This is a genomic window from Deinococcus sedimenti (assembly GCF_014648135.1).
Classification (GTDB): Bacteria; Deinococcota; Deinococci; order Deinococcales; family Deinococcaceae; genus Deinococcus; species Deinococcus sedimenti.
The window spans coordinates 802267-816249 of sequence record NZ_BMQN01000001.1 but is presented as its reverse complement, the minus strand read 5'-3'; the positions used below and the strand labels follow the sequence as shown (position 1 = coordinate 816249).

At 69.7% G+C, this 13983-nt stretch carries 18 protein-coding genes; 16 read left to right on the top strand and 2 right to left on the bottom strand.

Features of this window, described 5'->3' with window-relative positions; genetic code table 11:
- Window positions 1-4 precede the first annotated feature (4 nt).
- Entirely contained in the window at window positions 5-1405 is a 1401-nt protein-coding gene (locus tag IEY69_RS04010) for a hypothetical protein (RefSeq protein WP_189071817.1), read from the top strand.
- Window positions 1402-1875, top strand: a complete 474-nt coding sequence (locus tag IEY69_RS04005; RefSeq protein ID WP_189071816.1) for an NUDIX domain-containing protein — start codon at window positions 1402-1404, stop codon at window positions 1873-1875. Before IEY69_RS04010 ends, IEY69_RS04005 begins: the two co-directional genes overlap by 4 nt.
- A 49-nt stretch (window positions 1876-1924) precedes the next feature.
- Here the strand turns inward: IEY69_RS04005 and IEY69_RS04000 are convergent, their stop codons facing one another.
- Window positions 1925-3457 carry a B12-binding domain-containing radical SAM protein gene (locus IEY69_RS04000; protein ID WP_189071815.1) on the bottom strand — a complete coding sequence of 511 codons (1533 nt, stop codon included), beginning with the start codon at window positions 3455-3457 and terminating at the stop codon, window positions 1925-1927.
- Between the two features lie 213 nt (window positions 3458-3670).
- Here IEY69_RS04000 and IEY69_RS03995 point away from each other — a divergent pair, with 213 nt between their 5' ends.
- The 7 genes from IEY69_RS03995 (at window position 3671) to IEY69_RS03965 (ending at window position 9253) form a co-directional block, all read left to right on the top strand.
- Complete coding sequence (locus IEY69_RS03995; protein WP_058976649.1) at window positions 3671-3910, top strand: KH domain-containing protein; 240 nt, start codon at window positions 3671-3673, stop codon at window positions 3908-3910.
- The gene (gene rimM / locus IEY69_RS03990) at window positions 3907-4479 is read left to right on the top strand and encodes a ribosome maturation factor RimM (RefSeq protein ID WP_373290977.1); all 573 of its coding nucleotides are present in this window, start codon (window positions 3907-3909) and stop codon (window positions 4477-4479) included. Before IEY69_RS03995 ends, rimM begins: the two co-directional genes overlap by 4 nt.
- Window positions 4469-5308, top strand: a complete 840-nt coding sequence (gene trmD / locus IEY69_RS03985) for a tRNA (guanosine(37)-N1)-methyltransferase TrmD (RefSeq protein WP_189071814.1) — start codon at window positions 4469-4471, stop codon at window positions 5306-5308. Before rimM ends, trmD begins: the two co-directional genes overlap by 11 nt.
- A gap of 77 nt (window positions 5309-5385) precedes the next feature.
- Complete coding sequence (locus tag IEY69_RS03980; protein WP_189071813.1) at window positions 5386-6000, top strand: LON peptidase substrate-binding domain-containing protein; 615 nt, start codon at window positions 5386-5388, stop codon at window positions 5998-6000.
- Between the two features lie 118 nt (window positions 6001-6118).
- The gene (recG, locus tag IEY69_RS03975) at window positions 6119-8467 is read left to right on the top strand and encodes an ATP-dependent DNA helicase RecG (RefSeq protein ID WP_189071812.1); all 2349 of its coding nucleotides are present in this window, start codon (window positions 6119-6121) and stop codon (window positions 8465-8467) included.
- A gap of 19 nt (window positions 8468-8486) precedes the next feature.
- A complete protein-coding gene (locus IEY69_RS03970) occupies window positions 8487-8900 on the top strand; it encodes a HEAT repeat domain-containing protein (RefSeq protein ID WP_189071811.1) in 414 nt (137 codons plus the stop codon).
- Window positions 8897-9253 (top strand): DUF705 domain-containing protein, encoded by a 357-nt coding sequence (locus tag IEY69_RS03965; RefSeq protein WP_189071810.1) that lies wholly within the window; start codon window positions 8897-8899, stop codon window positions 9251-9253. The genes IEY69_RS03970 and IEY69_RS03965 overlap by 4 nt, the downstream gene beginning before the upstream one ends.
- 45 nt (window positions 9254-9298) lie before the next feature.
- Here the strand turns inward: IEY69_RS03965 and IEY69_RS03960 are convergent, their stop codons facing one another.
- On the bottom strand, window positions 9299-10228 hold the full coding sequence (locus tag IEY69_RS03960; protein ID WP_189071809.1) for a ferritin-like domain-containing protein: 930 nt from the start codon (window positions 10226-10228) through the stop codon (window positions 9299-9301).
- Window positions 10229-10481: 253 nt separating this feature from the next.
- Here IEY69_RS03960 and IEY69_RS03955 point away from each other — a divergent pair, with 253 nt between their 5' ends.
- The 7 genes from IEY69_RS03955 (at window position 10482) to IEY69_RS03925 (ending at window position 13941) form a co-directional block, all read left to right on the top strand.
- A complete protein-coding gene (locus IEY69_RS03955; RefSeq protein WP_189071808.1) occupies window positions 10482-10820 on the top strand; it encodes a histidine triad nucleotide-binding protein in 339 nt (112 codons plus the stop codon).
- Window positions 10820-11497, top strand: a complete 678-nt coding sequence (locus IEY69_RS03950) for an HAD family hydrolase (protein WP_189071807.1) — start codon at window positions 10820-10822, stop codon at window positions 11495-11497. The genes IEY69_RS03955 and IEY69_RS03950 overlap by 1 nt, the downstream gene beginning before the upstream one ends.
- Window positions 11498-11572: 75 nt before the next feature.
- Window positions 11573-11878: a PadR family transcriptional regulator gene (locus tag IEY69_RS03945; protein ID WP_189071806.1), complete on the top strand. Its 306-nt coding sequence runs from the start codon at window positions 11573-11575 to the stop codon at window positions 11876-11878.
- Window positions 11875-12435 (top strand): hypothetical protein, encoded by a 561-nt coding sequence (locus IEY69_RS03940; protein ID WP_189071805.1) that lies wholly within the window; start codon window positions 11875-11877, stop codon window positions 12433-12435. The genes IEY69_RS03945 and IEY69_RS03940 overlap by 4 nt, the downstream gene beginning before the upstream one ends.
- Window positions 12432-12971: a hypothetical protein gene (locus IEY69_RS03935; RefSeq protein ID WP_189071804.1), complete on the top strand. Its 540-nt coding sequence runs from the start codon at window positions 12432-12434 to the stop codon at window positions 12969-12971. The genes IEY69_RS03940 and IEY69_RS03935 overlap by 4 nt, the downstream gene beginning before the upstream one ends.
- A complete protein-coding gene (locus IEY69_RS03930) occupies window positions 12968-13441 on the top strand; it encodes a hypothetical protein (RefSeq protein ID WP_189071803.1) in 474 nt (157 codons plus the stop codon). Before IEY69_RS03935 ends, IEY69_RS03930 begins: the two co-directional genes overlap by 4 nt.
- Window positions 13438-13941 carry a hypothetical protein gene (locus IEY69_RS03925; protein ID WP_189071802.1) on the top strand — a complete coding sequence of 168 codons (504 nt, stop codon included), beginning with the start codon at window positions 13438-13440 and terminating at the stop codon, window positions 13939-13941. The genes IEY69_RS03930 and IEY69_RS03925 overlap by 4 nt, the downstream gene beginning before the upstream one ends.
- The last annotated feature ends 42 nt before the right edge of the window (window positions 13942-13983 follow it).

Here is a 13983-nt window from a genome sequence, read left to right as displayed (position 1 = left end):
TGCGATGACTGGTGAGCTTGACCCGCGGACGCTGACGATCTTGGGTGTGGAGGGGGCGCTGGAGGCGGCGGGTGCTCCGCGGGCGACGGCGGATACGTTGTCGGGTCTGTCGGCGCATCCGGACGCGCGGGTGCGGGCGCGGGTGGCGCGGCATCCGAACACGCCGGTGGAGGTGCTGGGGTCGCTGGCGGCGGCGTATCCGGCGGACGTGCTGGCGAACCCGGGGTTGCCGCTGATGCGCTTGGCGCGGCCAAACCTGCTGGGGGTGTTCCCGGCGGACGGGGTGATCGCGCTGCTGAACGCGCCGGGCGTGCCGGGGTGGGTGGTGGACGCGGCGCTGCGGCACGAGGATTACGCGGTGCGCACGGCGCTGGCGGGCCGGGCGGACCTGAGTGCGGAGCGGGTGGCGGCGCTGGCGCAGGACGCCGGGTGGCAGATCCGCGAGGCGGTCGCGCGGCGCGACGAGCTGCCGGAGGGGCTGGTGCGGCAGCTGGCGGCGGATGACGATTACGACGTGCGCAAGGCCGTGGCGTCCCGCGCGGACCTGCCGGGGGACGTGCTGCGGGTGCTGGTGGGTGACGCGCACGGCATGGTGCGGGCCGGGGTGGCGCGACGGCTGGACCTGCCGCTGGACTGCATGATCCAGCTCGCGGCGGACGGCGACCCGGACGTGCTGGCGACGCTGGCGCGGCGGGTGGATCTGCCCCGGTCGGTGCGGGAGTGGCTGGCGACGAACGATCAGCCGCTCGTGCGCGCGGCGGCGCTGCAGGCGTGGACGGTCCCGGCGGAATGGCTGGCGCGGGCGGAGGTGGACGCCGATCCGGATGTGCGTGCCGCGCTGGCCCGCCGCCCGGACACCCCGGCGGAGGTGCTGACGCGACTGGCGGGCGACGAATCCGAGACAGTCCGCCGCGCCGTGCTGGACCGCAGCGACCTGCCCGAGGACGCGGTGCTGGCCCTGGCCCGCGCGCCGGAGGCGGACATCCGCCTGCACGTGGCGAGCGCGGAGGGGCTTCCGGCGTCGGTACTGGACGCCCTGCTGACCGACCCGGACGCGAGTGTGCGGACGGTGCTGGCGGTCCGTCCGGACCTGGGCGAGGCGCGCCTGGAGGTGCTGGCGGGCGACCCGAACCCGGAGGTGCGCCGCGCCGTGGCGTACGCGCCCGCGACATCGGGCGGGACGCTGGCGGGACTGGCCCGCGACCCGAATGCCGGGGTGCGCCGCGCGGCGGCCCTGCACCCGCACCTCGCCCCGGAGGATTTGACGGTGCTAGCCGGGGACGCGGACGAGGGCGTGCGGCTGGCCGTTGCCGGGCGTGCGGACCTCTCCCCCAGCGTGCGGGACGCGCTGCGGGCCGATCCGGAGGCGAGCGTGCGCGAGGAAGCCGCGCGGCTCGGCGCGTGACGGACATCCGCCTGCCGTTGGAGGGCGTGAAGTTCAGCGTGCGGGCCGTGATCCTCTGCACGCGCGGCGACACGCTCCTGACGAACTGCGGGCACGGCGAACACGGGAGCGGCTTTCACTTCCTGCCGGGCGGCGCGGTCAGGGCGGACGAGGATGCCGCGCAGGCCGCCGCGCGCGAATGGCACGAGGAGACCGGCCTCACCGCAGGCGCGCTGCGACTGGTCGGGATCGTCGAGAGCTTCTTCGGCCCGGCCGGGCGGCGCGAGCACGAGATCGGCTTCTACTACCACCTGCCCGCCCCACCCGACCTGCCGGACGGCACGTTCACCGTGCACGACAACCCGAACGTGCAGTGCCAGTGGGTGCCCTTCGACCGCATCGAGGCGACCCCGGTCTACCCGCTGGTCATCCGCGACCTGCTGCGCGTCCCGCCGGGCGAGGTGCGGCACATCCTCAACCGCGAAGCGTAGAACAAGCCCCCTCCAAATGACTTGGAGGGGGCTTTTCGTGAGGGTTAACTCAGATGGCGAGGCCCTGGGCGTGGGCGCTGACGTCCTTGCTCTCGTACTGGCCGGGCGGCAGGTCGATGGCGGGGGTGTTGGCCTCGAATTCGTCACTCCAGCCGACTTCCTCCAGGGCTTTCTTCCACGCGCCGATGCTCTCGTTGCGGTAGATCTGGTAGGCGGCCATGCCGACCTCGGGGCCGCCGCGCGCGATGACCGATTCCACCCAGGCCCACTTGGCGGACACGTTGCGCAGTTCGGCGGTGGTGCGCAGTTCCTTCTGGATGCGTTTCATGCGCTTCTCGATGGTCTGCACGCCCGCGAAGGGGTCGGCGAAGTGCGGCGTGTGGCGTTTGGGCACGAAGGGGCTGATGCCCAGCGCGATGCGGTTGATCTTCGCGAGGTCCTTCGTGAACTCGATCAGTTCGGTGATGTCGTCGTCGTTCTCGGGGCCGAGGCCGATCATCATGTACACCTTGACGCCCTTGAAACCCAGGTCGCGGCTGATGTGCGCGGTCTTGGTGAGGTCCTCGGTGGTGATGCCCTTCTTCAGCCAGCGGCGCAGGCGTTCGCTGGGCGCGTCGCTCGCGACGGTGAAGGTGCGCAGGCCGCCCGCCTTGAGGATCTCGGCCAGTTCGGCGTCCACGGTGTCGGCGCGGATGGAACTGACGCCCAGCTTGATGCCGCGGTCGGTCAGGGTGCGGCCCACGAACTTGGTGTGCGGGAAGTCGCTGAGGGCCGCGCCGACCAGGCCGACCTTCTCGACCCAGTCGGGGATGGTGTCCAGCAGTTCCTGCGCCTGGTTGTTGCGGTTCGGGCCGTACATGGTCCGCGCGAGGCAGAACGTGCAGGGGCGGGGGCAGCCGCGCTGCGCTTCCACGAGGAACATGTTGCTCAGTTCGCTGTGCGGCGTGACGATCTGGCTGTACGCGGGCAGCAGTTCCTTGGGCGCGGTGGCCCACTTGGGTTCGTGGACGTGCCGCGCGGGCAGGAAGATGCCGGGCATCCCGTCGATCAGGTCGTAGAAGTCCTCGCGGCTCGTCGCCTCGCGCAGGGCCTCGCTGATGACGGGCACGATCTGCTCGCCGTCCCCGATGACGATGATGTCCGCGAATGGCGTCAGGGGGTAGGGGTTGCTGCTCGTGAACGGCCCGCCGATCATGACGATGGCGTCGCTGTCGTCGCGTTCCTCGCGCAGGGGGCGCAGGCCCGCGACGTCCAGCGTGCGGATGATGTTCGTCAGGTCCAGCTCGAAGGACACGCTCAGCGCGAAGAGGTTGCAGTCCCCGGCGTCCCGGCCCGACTCGACGGTGGGCAGGGCCTGACCGGTGCGTTCGAAGGCATCCACGTCGTCCGGCAGGAACGCGCGTTCGCAGGCGACGCCTTCCTCCTGGTTGAACATGCGGTAGATGACCTGGAATCCGAGGGAGGCCATGCCGACCGAGTAGCGGTTGGGGAAGGTGAGGGTCACGCGGATGGGGGCCTGTTTGTGGATGGTGCCGGTCTCGTCGTCCAGCAGGGGTTTGATGGTCGTGCGCCAGTAGCTCAAGGGTCCTCCGGAGGGGGCGCGCGGCTGGGGGTGCCTCCCCCGTGCTCCTCACCGGGTCCGCCCTGGGGCGGCGCGCGTCACAATCGGCGATTCTAGCGGACGCAGGCAGAGGGAAGTGAGGGGCGGGTCACGAGCGGCCAGCCGATCACCGCCGGGGGCGGGTGCATGAGAGGCGTCTCATGCGTGGGGGGTGCATGGCGTAGAATGCCGCGCATGAAGAGTGATCCCGTGGATCTGACCCTGTTCCTGGCGCAGAGCGTGGTGGACCAGCCGTCGCTGGTGCGCGTCTCGAAGCGCGGCCCGACCGTGATGGTGCGCGTCGGTCCCGGCGAGGAGGGCCGCCTGATCGGCCGTCAGGGCCGCGTGATCCAGGCGATCCGCACGCTGGTGCGCGCCGCGTCGGACCCGCGTGAACGACTGAACGTCGACCTGGACGCCCCCAGAAAAGCGTGACGGGCGGGGTGACGGGCGGGCAGGACCGGACGCGGCTCGGGTATTTCCTCGGGCCGCATGGCGTGAAGGGTGGCGTGAAGGTGTACGTGCTGGGTGACCAGGAGCAGTTCCGCGCGCTGAAACGCGTGTACGTGGAGGGGCGCGGCTGGCTGCGCGTCGCGCGGCTGGAGATGCTCGCGCCGGGCGTGGCGTTACAGCTGGCGGGCGTGACGTCGCGCGAGGCGGCGGAGGAACTGCGCGGCCTGAACGTGTTCGCGGCGGACGACGAGCTGCCCGAGCCGGAGGAGGGCGTGTACTACTACCACGAGCTGCGCGGCCTGACTCTGCACGGCGCAGGCGGCGAGGTGCTGGGCGAGGTCGTGGACGTGGAGGACGGCGGGCATCAGGACCTGCTGGTCGTGCGTCACGAGGGTGGCGAGTCGTTCGTGCCGCTGCAGGCGCCGTACGTGCTGGTGAACCTGAACGACCGAAAGCGGCCGGTGTCGCTGGCGCTATCTGCGGACGCCCCGGCTGGTCTGCTGGAGTCCGCGGAGCCGGAGGGGCCGGAGGCAGGCGGCGATGACGCCTGAACCCACCCCGGACGGCCCGCTGACCTTCTCGTTCCTCACCCTGTTCCCCGAGCTGCTGGCGCCCTTCGCGTCCGAGGCGATCCTCGGGAAGGCGCGCGAACGGGGGCTGGTGGACGTGAACCTCGTGAACATGCGGGACTACTCGCAGAACAAACACCTGAAGGTGGACGACACACCGTACGGGGGCGGGGCGGGCATGGTGATCCGCGTGGACGTCGCCGAGCGCGCCCTGGCGAGCCTCCCCCCGGCCGACGAGGTGATCCTGTTCAGTCCGGCCGGGCAGCCGTTCACGCAGGCGGTCGCGGAGGAACTGGCCGGGAAGGCGCACCTCGTGTTCCTGTGTGGCCGGTACGAGGGCTTCGACGCCCGCGTGGAGGGGCTGGTCACGCGCGAGCTGAGCATCGGGGATTTCGTGATGATGGGCGGCGAGGCGGCCGCCGCGTGCGTACTGGAGGCCGTGGCCCGCCTGCGGCCCGGCGTGCTGGGCGACGCGGACTCGCACCGGGCCGATTCGTTCAGTTCGGGCCTGCTGGACTACCCCGAGTACACGCGGCCCCTGGAGTGGCAGGCGCAGGAGGTGCCGGAGGTGCTGCGCGGCGGGAACCACGCGGCCATCGCGGAGTGGCGGCGCGAGCAGGCTCTGAAACGCACGCTGTCTCGCCGCCCGGACCTGCTGACCTCGGCCCCGCTGACCCCGCAGGACAGCGCCACGCTGCTGACCCTAGGCGCCACCCCGGACGACCTGAAGGGCTGGGGCGCGCCCCCACCGCCGCCGCCGAAGAAGCCGAAGCGGAAGAAAAAACCGGACGCGACGCCCTCCGGGACGTGAGAAAACAGGCGTTCCCACGGTTTCTCTGTGGGATGCGCTCAAGTTCAGGTCAGCGGAACGCGCCACCATACTCCTGTATGCACGTTCCGCTGTTTCCCCTGCCGAATCTGGTGCTGTTTCCGGGCGTGGTCCTGCCGCTGTACGTGTTCGAACCCCGGTACCGCACGCTGCTGGCGGACGTGCAGGCCAGCGGGGAACCGTTCGGGATCGTGCGCATCCTCCAGACGTCGAAGGAGTCGGACCTGCCGTTCCAGGACCGGGTGTCGCGCGTGGGCACTCTGGCGCACCTGCGGCACGCCGACCCGCATGAGGACGGCACGAGCACGATCATCATCGCGGGTGGCGACCGCTTCCAGGTGCAGGAGTTCCACACGGACCACGCGTACCTGAGCGCGGATGTGGCCCTGTGGTCGCTGGAAGAGGAAAGCGATCTGAGCCCCGCCGAGGCCGAGGGAGCCGCCCACGCCACCGCGCGTGAACTCCTGTCCGCACTGCTACGCCTGAACCCAGAGAACACCGAGGCCCTGCGCGCCGCCGCCCCGGAGGACCCCCTCCTGATCGCCAGTTTCGCCGCAAGCGTCCTGCCCCTGAGCCCCGAGGCGCGCGAGGACGCCCTGCGCGCCCGGACGCTGCTGGACCGGCTGGACCACCTGCTCGGACAGGTGCCGACGACGGCGAAGACGCTGAACTGACGGACGGGGTCCAGGAGTCGAAGGGGAACGACCTCAGACGCTTAGACCCTCGACTCTTAGACTCACATCCATTCTGTCCCGCACATAATCAACTCCGCTCTGGTAGGCTGTGTGCTCGATGGCGACGGTGGCGGAATTACGGGAGAAACTGCGGCGGCCCCTCGCGGCGGAGCTGGCGTCCGGCTGTCAGAACCGCGTGGTGGCGGGCGGCGTGGAGAAACTGCTGGCCTCGCCGCTGGGGAATCCCTTCCCGAAGGTGCGTGAGGCCCTGGCCGGGTACGCGGCCCTGGACGCGGCAGGGCGCGAGGTGGCCCTGCGCGCGGCACTGGACCTGCTGACCGAACCGGACAACAAGAAGGCCGCGACCCGCGCCGCCCCGGTCGCCAAGCGGGTCGCCGTGCCCACCGCCGAGCCCGGTGAGCGCCTCCCGCCGGACGCGCCGGTCGAGCGGCTCGACAGTGGTCCCGGCGGCGCGCGCAAGCTGCACACGCTGGGGCTGCACCTGCTGCGCGACGTGCTTCACGCCTACCCGCACCGGCACGAGGACCGCCGCGCCCTGCCGGACCTGTCCGAGGTCGAGGAGGGACAGAAGGTCACGGTGGAGGGCCGCGTGGTCGCGAAGTCCCGCCGCAGTCCCAAGCCCGGCATGCAGATCCTCGACGTGACGCTGGAAACGCCGTCCGGTGGCCGCGTGAAGGCGACGTGGTTCAACCAGCCGTGGGTGGAAAAGCAGCTGCGCGAGGGGGCGCGGCTGGTCCTGACGGGCCGCGTGAAACGCTTCGGACGGACCGTGCAACTGGGCGTGGAGCACCTGGAGACGGTGGACGGCGCGCAAGACAGCCTGAGTACCGGGCGGATCGTGGGCGTGTACGACGCGAAGGACGGCATCTCGCAGGAGTTCCTGCGCCGCGCCGCGTTCCGCACCCTGCAGGCCGTCCCGCTGGACGACTACCTGCCCGCGCACTGGCGGCGGCAGTACGGCGTGACGGACCTCAGCGACGCGCTGTGGGGCATCCACTTCCCCGCGGACGAGGCGCACCTGAGCCGCGCGAACCACCGCCTGCGCTTCGACGAGTACCTGTTCCTGGAACTCCGCATGCTCCTCCAGGGTGAGGACGCCGTGCTGCAGGGCAAACGCTTCAACGCGAAAGGCGACGACATCCACACCTTCGAGGGTGCCCTGCCGTTCCGCTTCACGAACGCGCAGCGGCGCGTGCTGCTGGAGATCACGGACGACATGCGCAGCGACCGCCAGATGGCCCGCCTCGTCCAGGGGGACGTCGGCAGCGGGAAGACCGCCGTGGCCGCCTGCGCCCTGTACCTCGCCGTGCGCGACGGGTACCAGGGCGCGTTGATGGCCCCCACCGAGATCCTCGCGCGGCAGCACTACGCGAACCTCGTCGGGTACCTGGGCCAACTCGACATCCGCGTGGGCCTCCTGATCGGCGCGATGACCCCCAAGACGAAGCTGGAGATGCAGACCCGCATCGCGGAAGGGGACGTGGACGTCGTCGTCGGCACGCAGGCGCTCATTCAGGAGAACGTCCGCTTCGACAACCTCGGGCTGGCCGTCGTGGACGAGGAACACCGCTTCGGCGTGCAGCAGCGCCGCAAACTCCTCGCGGGCCGCCCCGACGTGCTCGTCATGAGCGCCACGCCCATCCCCCGCTCGCTGGCGCTGACCGCATACGGCGATCTGGAACTCAGCATCATCGACGAACTCCCACCGGGCCGCACACCCATCGAAACCAAACTCATCCAGGACACCGCCCGGCAGCAGGCGTACGGGTTCGTCATGCGCCAGATCCGCGAGGGACGGCAGGCGTTCGTCGTCACGGCCCTCATCGAGGAGAACGAGAACCTCGAACTCCTCGCCGCCACGCAACTCGCCGACGACCTCAAGACCATCCTCCCCGAGGCGCGCATCGACCTGCTGCACGGCAAGATGAGCGCCGCCGAGAAAGACCACGTCATGGACCGCTTCCGCGCGCACGACTTCGACATCCTCGTGTCCACCACCGTCATCGAGGTCGGCGTGGACGTCCCCAACGCCACCGTCATGGTCATCGAGAACGCCGAACGCTTCGGCCTCGCCCAGCTGCACCAGCTGCGCGGCCGCGTCGGCCGGGGCAGCGCCCAGAGCTACTGCGTCCTGATCGCCGGGGAACACAGCAAGAAAACCCGCCAGCGACTCAAGATCATCGAAGGCAGCACCGACGGCTTCGTGATCGCCGAGGCCGACCTGAAACTCCGCGGCCCCGGCGAGATCCGCGGCACCCGCCAGAGCGGCATCCCCGACCTGCGCCTCGCGGACCTCGCCAACGACACGCAGATCATCGAACAGGCCCGCGAACTCGCCAAACACATCCTCGCGCACGACCCGAAACTGGAACACCCCCGCCTGCAGTACCTGCGCAGCGAACTCCAGAACCGCAGCCAGAGCGTCGCCTACAGAGAAGTGATCTGACATGAGTACCACAAGGCATGTGCCCCCGATTCAAAGTGCAGAGGAATTCGTCCGGCTCCGTACGAGTGACTTTCCTGATGTGCAGCTCAGGGCGACGCATGGTGGCGCGCCAGTCGAAGTCTGGTTCGAGGTGATTGCCGAGCATCCTGACATGCGCTTCTGGGTGGCTCACAACAGGACGGTTCCCGATGAGGTGCTGGTGCTCCTCGCCCGCGATCCTGACCCTCGCGTGAGATGGCGGGTGGCTGATCGCCGCTCGTGCCCACCATCGGTCATGGAGGAGCTCTGCACGGACCCGGACGAAGGCGTGAGGGAACGCCTCTCCTTTAATGCCAGGACGCCTCGCTCCATTCTGGAACGCCTTGAACGGGACCGGGTGGCCCGGATTGCCAAACAGGCCAGGAAGCGCCTCAGCGCTCTGGACACCTCGTGACCCCTCCTCCGCTTGTGGTGTACGTGGATGTGGATGAGACGCTGGTGCGGAACGTGGGGCGGTCGCGGGTGCCTATTCCGGCGGCGATTGCGCATGTGCGGGAACTGGCGGCGCAGGGCGCGGAGCTGTACTGCTGGAGTTCCGGCGGGGCCGCGTACGCGCGGGACAGTGCGCGTGAGGTGGGCCTGGAGGGCGTGTTCACGGCGTTCCTGCCCAAACCGCAGGTGCTGCTGGACGACCAGCGGGTCGAGTCATGGCGGCGGCTGGTGCCGGTGCACCCGCTGTCCTGCCCGGGCGAGTCGGTGGCGTCGTACCGGGAGGCGCTGGACAGCACCCGCCGGTCAGAGCGGTGAGGCCCTGACCGGCGGGTGGGAACGGTTCAGGCGAACCGATGGGGGTTACTTGATGTTGCCGTTCAGGCCGTTGGGGTAGAAGCCGCCCTTCTTCGCGCCGGGGGCGAGGTAGACGATGTTCAGCACCTCGCGGGTGCTGCGGGGGAAGGCGATGCCGTTCGCGTCGGCGGGGGCGAACACGGCCATGCCCTTGGCGTCGGTGAGGCCCTGGTCTTTCATGCCGCCGACCTTGCCGCGCAGGTTGCTGATGGCCTGCACGACCTGCCCGACGTACAGTCCGGCGGCGGCGCTGATCTGGCGCTGCTGGAAGAGCATGCTGCGGATGGCGCCGCCGTGGTACGCCTCGACGGCGAGGATCCCGGCGGCCGCCTGCAGGTACGCGGGATTGGTGATGAGGGTCGCGGCGCCGTTGTACGCGGTGACGCCCACGTCCTCGAAGATGAACGCGCCGTGCAGGAAGAACAGGTCGTTCGCGAAGGGGTTGAAGCCGTCGATCTTCCCGCCGCTGGCGGCCTGCCCGGCGGCGCGGAAGGCGCCGTTCAGATCGATGACGGGACGGGGCGCGGCGGCCTTGCCGAGAGCTCCGTACAGGAACTTGACGTGCTGGAGTTCATCCTCGGCGATGTCGCGGGCGAGGGCCTGGACGTTGCCGTCCTTGAACTGCATCCCGCGGTCCTGGTCGAGTCCGGCGGGCAGGCGGATGTCGGCGCCACCGCCGATCTTACGGAGTTCGTCGACACGGCCGACGGCGGCGAGGTAGAAGGCCGCTTCGAGGTATTCGAGGTTCAGGGCGAAGTTCAGGACGTCGCCGTCGATGTTCTTGGCGGGGGCGGCGGTGGCGGTACTGCCCGCGGCGAGGCCCATGGCGGCGGCGCCGAGGCCGAGTTTGCCGAGGAAGCCCATGGCGGCGCGGCGGTTCATGGCGGTTTCGTTGGTGGCGTCGGTGATGATCTGCTGTTCGGTGTCTTGGCTCATGGTGGTGCTCCTGGGTGTGGTCGCCCGTGAACGCCTCTTGCGGGGCGTCCGGTTCGGGGGGTGGGAGGTGGGGTGGGGGAACCGCTGCCGGGTGGCGGGGTTCGTTCTTGACATCCAGCCATATGCGGCTGGGGGCGGGGTTGGATCACGGGAGACCGGAAGGTAAATGCCACGTGAAGACAGCACGAGCGGGCTGCTGGTTTTGGGCGTCCTCCTGCCGGATGAACTTGGAAACTGCTCTACAGTGGGCGGCATGAGTGACCAGCCCACCCTGTTCGAGCGGATCATTGCGCGGGACATTCCCAGTGACGTCGTGTTCGAGGATGAGAAGTACATCGCGATCCGGGATATCGCCCCGAAGGCGCCGGTTCACCTGCTGGTGATCCCGAAGCGGATGACGCCCCGCGTGGACGCGATCACGGACGCCGCCGAGATGGGCGAGTTGTGGCTGACGGCGGTGAAGGTGGCGCGGATGCACGCCGAGGATTACCGGCTGGTCGTGAACTGCGGGACCGGGGGCGGTCAGGTCATCTTCCACACGCACATTCACGTGCTGGCGGGCTGGGAGCACGGCCCGGACAGCGACACCTGATGCCGTTCGAGGGGGTGCTGTTCGATCTGGATGGCGTACTGGTGGACAGCGAGCACCTGGCGGAGGGCGTGTGGGTGCGGACGCTGGCGGAGTTCGGGCTGCCCCTTCCGGCGAACGAGTTCTCGCATCTGGCGGTCGGGCAGACGTTCCCGAACGTGCTGCTGCGCCTGGAGGAACTGCACGGCTGGACGGCGTCCGACGCGTTCCTGCCGGTGCTGGAGGAGCGGTTCAACGCGGCGTTCGACACGCTGGCGGCCATCGAGGGCGCGCGGGAGACGCTGCTGGCCCTGCGCGCGGCAGGCATTCCGTTCGCGGTGGCGAGCAACAGTGAACGGGATCGCCTCCACCTGAAGCTCCGCGCATCGGGGCTGGCGGACCTGGTCGGGGAGCATGCCTACGATCCGTCGTGGGTGGGCGGGCGGGGCAAACCGCACCCCGAGCTGTACGTGTTCGCGGCCGCGCAGCTGGGCGTGGACGTCACGCGCTGCGTGGTCGTCGAGGATTCCGTGCCGGGGGGGACAGCGGGCGTGCGGGCGGGTGCGACACTCTTTGCCCTGCTGGCCGCTGGGCACGTGCACCCGGACGGCGCGGCGCAGATGCAGGCGATCGGCGCGGCGCGGGTGCTGTGGTCGCACCAGGACCTGCGGGCAGCACTGGAATTGCCGCCTCTGACCTGAACCTGGAAGCGAGGAGGCCACTGGAGCACCTCGCTTTCGCTTGACTTGAAACTCTACATATGTTGTTAATAGGGCATGCCGCGATCCCCCAACTCCAGCCCGCACACGAAAGCCGTCCTACACGCCCTCCAGCAAACGTACCCCGCACACACCTACGGCTACGACCTCTCAAAGAGCACCGGTCTGAAAAGCGGAACGCTCTACCCCATCCTCCAGCGCCTGCACGAACAAGGCCACCTGGACGCTCAGTGGGAACAATCCCCCCACACCGGCAAACCACCCCGCCACATCTACCGCCTGACCCACAGCGGCCTCCAGCTGGCCCGCGACCGACACGATCCCACCCCCGCAACCCGCCGGACCAAAGGAGCCCTGACATGACCCACGAAGAATGGAACACCGGCATCCAGAACGAAGCGGACAGCGTCACCGACCCGCAGTGGACCCACGACATCCAAGCGTACCTGCGCCACCGGCAGCTGGCCCGCACCGTCCTGACCGCGCTGCTCGCCACCACCGGCACCGTGACCGCCACCGCCGCCCTGACACTGAGCACGCAGTGGAGCGTCATGGCCCGCGAGGCCGCCCGCAACGGCGTGGACAGCCTGACGTTCCTGAAATGGAACCTGATGGGCAACCCACAACCCGTCACGACCATCACCAGCAGCCAGGACCCGCAACTACCCATCGTCGGATTGATCCTGACCGTTTTCATGCTCGCCGCCGTCGCCACCCGCCTGCGCGTCCCCCACTGGATCACGCTGCTGTGCGCCGCGCTGGGCACCATCACCATTTCCAGCCTCGGCAACCTGATCCTCCGTGACTTTGCCGGGTTCCCCGCCTACCCCCTGAGCGTCGCGCTGGGCGTCGCTGCCCTCGGCATCGTCCTCGGCCTCCCCTTCCGCCGCCAACAGCACCACCACCGGAGCCTCGCGTGACCCCCGACGAGTGGAACGACGGTATCCGCAACGAAGCGGACAGCGTTCAGGACACGGGCTGGAGCCGGGACACCCGCCGCCACCTGCGCCGCCGGGCATGGCTGACCGCTGCAGTCATCACGCTGGGATTCACGGTCATCACCCTGTCACTCATGGCCGTGATCAACGCCGCCCTGGTAGGGGCCCTGGCTCCCGTACCACCCGGGGCCATGAACATGATCGTCAGGCCGTTCAATCCACAGTGGCTGCTGATCGCCGGTCTGGGGTACCTGCTCACCCGCAGGGGATTTACGCCCCTTCAGGCAACGATGTCACTCCTGACCGCCATGTTTCTGTACTCAGTCGCGGCGCGCCTCGTCACGCTGAACGTCCAGTCGAACTTCCCGGACGTCGGAACCTTTACCGTTGACATCCTGCCCGTCCCACAGGACGCCCTCAGTGCCCCGGTGCTGGTCGCCCTGGCCCTCAACTTGGTTGCGCTCGGCGCCGGAATCGGACTCGCTCGCATCAAACTCCCCAGGACGAGACACGCATGACGCCCGACGAATGGACAACCGGAATGCACAACGAAGCCTCCAGCGTGAACGACCGGAAGTGGGCCACGCAGACGAGACTGGCGGCGGGACGGTTCTGGTGGCGTGGTGTGGGCGTGGCGGCGGCAGTGTTCGCCGCTCTGGGCGTGGGCGTGGTGCTCACCCAGTTCCTCTGGCGGCACGACGCGCAGGATGGCCTGTGGCCGGGCGTGATGATCCTGTCGGGCGTGGTCGGCGCCGCGCTGGGTGCCCGGCGCGTGATGGCGCTGGAGGCCGGAGCGGGCGCGCTGGCGTTCCTGCCCGGGGCGTGGCTAGCGGTGGTGGCGTTGCAGGCCGTGCTGGGCAACGCGGCTCCGTTCACGCCGATCAGCGGTGTTTCGGATGAGGCAGGGCCCGTGCTGGCCGTGATCGCGGCGTGCGCAGCGGGGAGCGTCCGTGCCGCCACCGACCGCCTGACCCTGGTGCGCGCGTGACCCCCGACGAGTGGCGTGACGGCATGGACCACGAGGCGCAGGCGGTCAGGCCGGAGGATGCGGGCTGGGCGCGGGACACCCTCGCTTCGGCACGGCTCATCCCTCGCCGGAGCGTGCTGGTGGATGTCCTGCTGAGCGTGGCGACGGTGGGCGTGGCGGCGTTCGCGCTGAGTGGACTGTCGGGGGCACTGCTGCGGCTGGTCGCGGAGCAGGAGCCGGGGTGGGGATTGCTGACCCTGCTGAACTTCGCGACGGCAGGGGTGCTGGCGCTGCTGGGCCTGAGCCTGGGCGCCGCCCGCGTCCGCGTGTGGACGGTCGCGGCGGCGTTCCTGACCTACCCGCTCGCGTGGGCTTGGGCGCAGGGAACGCTCGGGAAGACGGTGGGCTGGGACGCGCCACCGAGCGACTTCGTGCTGGCCGGGGGAGCCGTCGTCCTGTCGGTCCTGGCGGGTGCGGTGGCTGGTCGTGCCGTCATGACACGCAGGCTGCGCCGGGCCTGACGAGCCAAATGAGTGGGCCGCTCCCTATGCAGATGGGGTCGG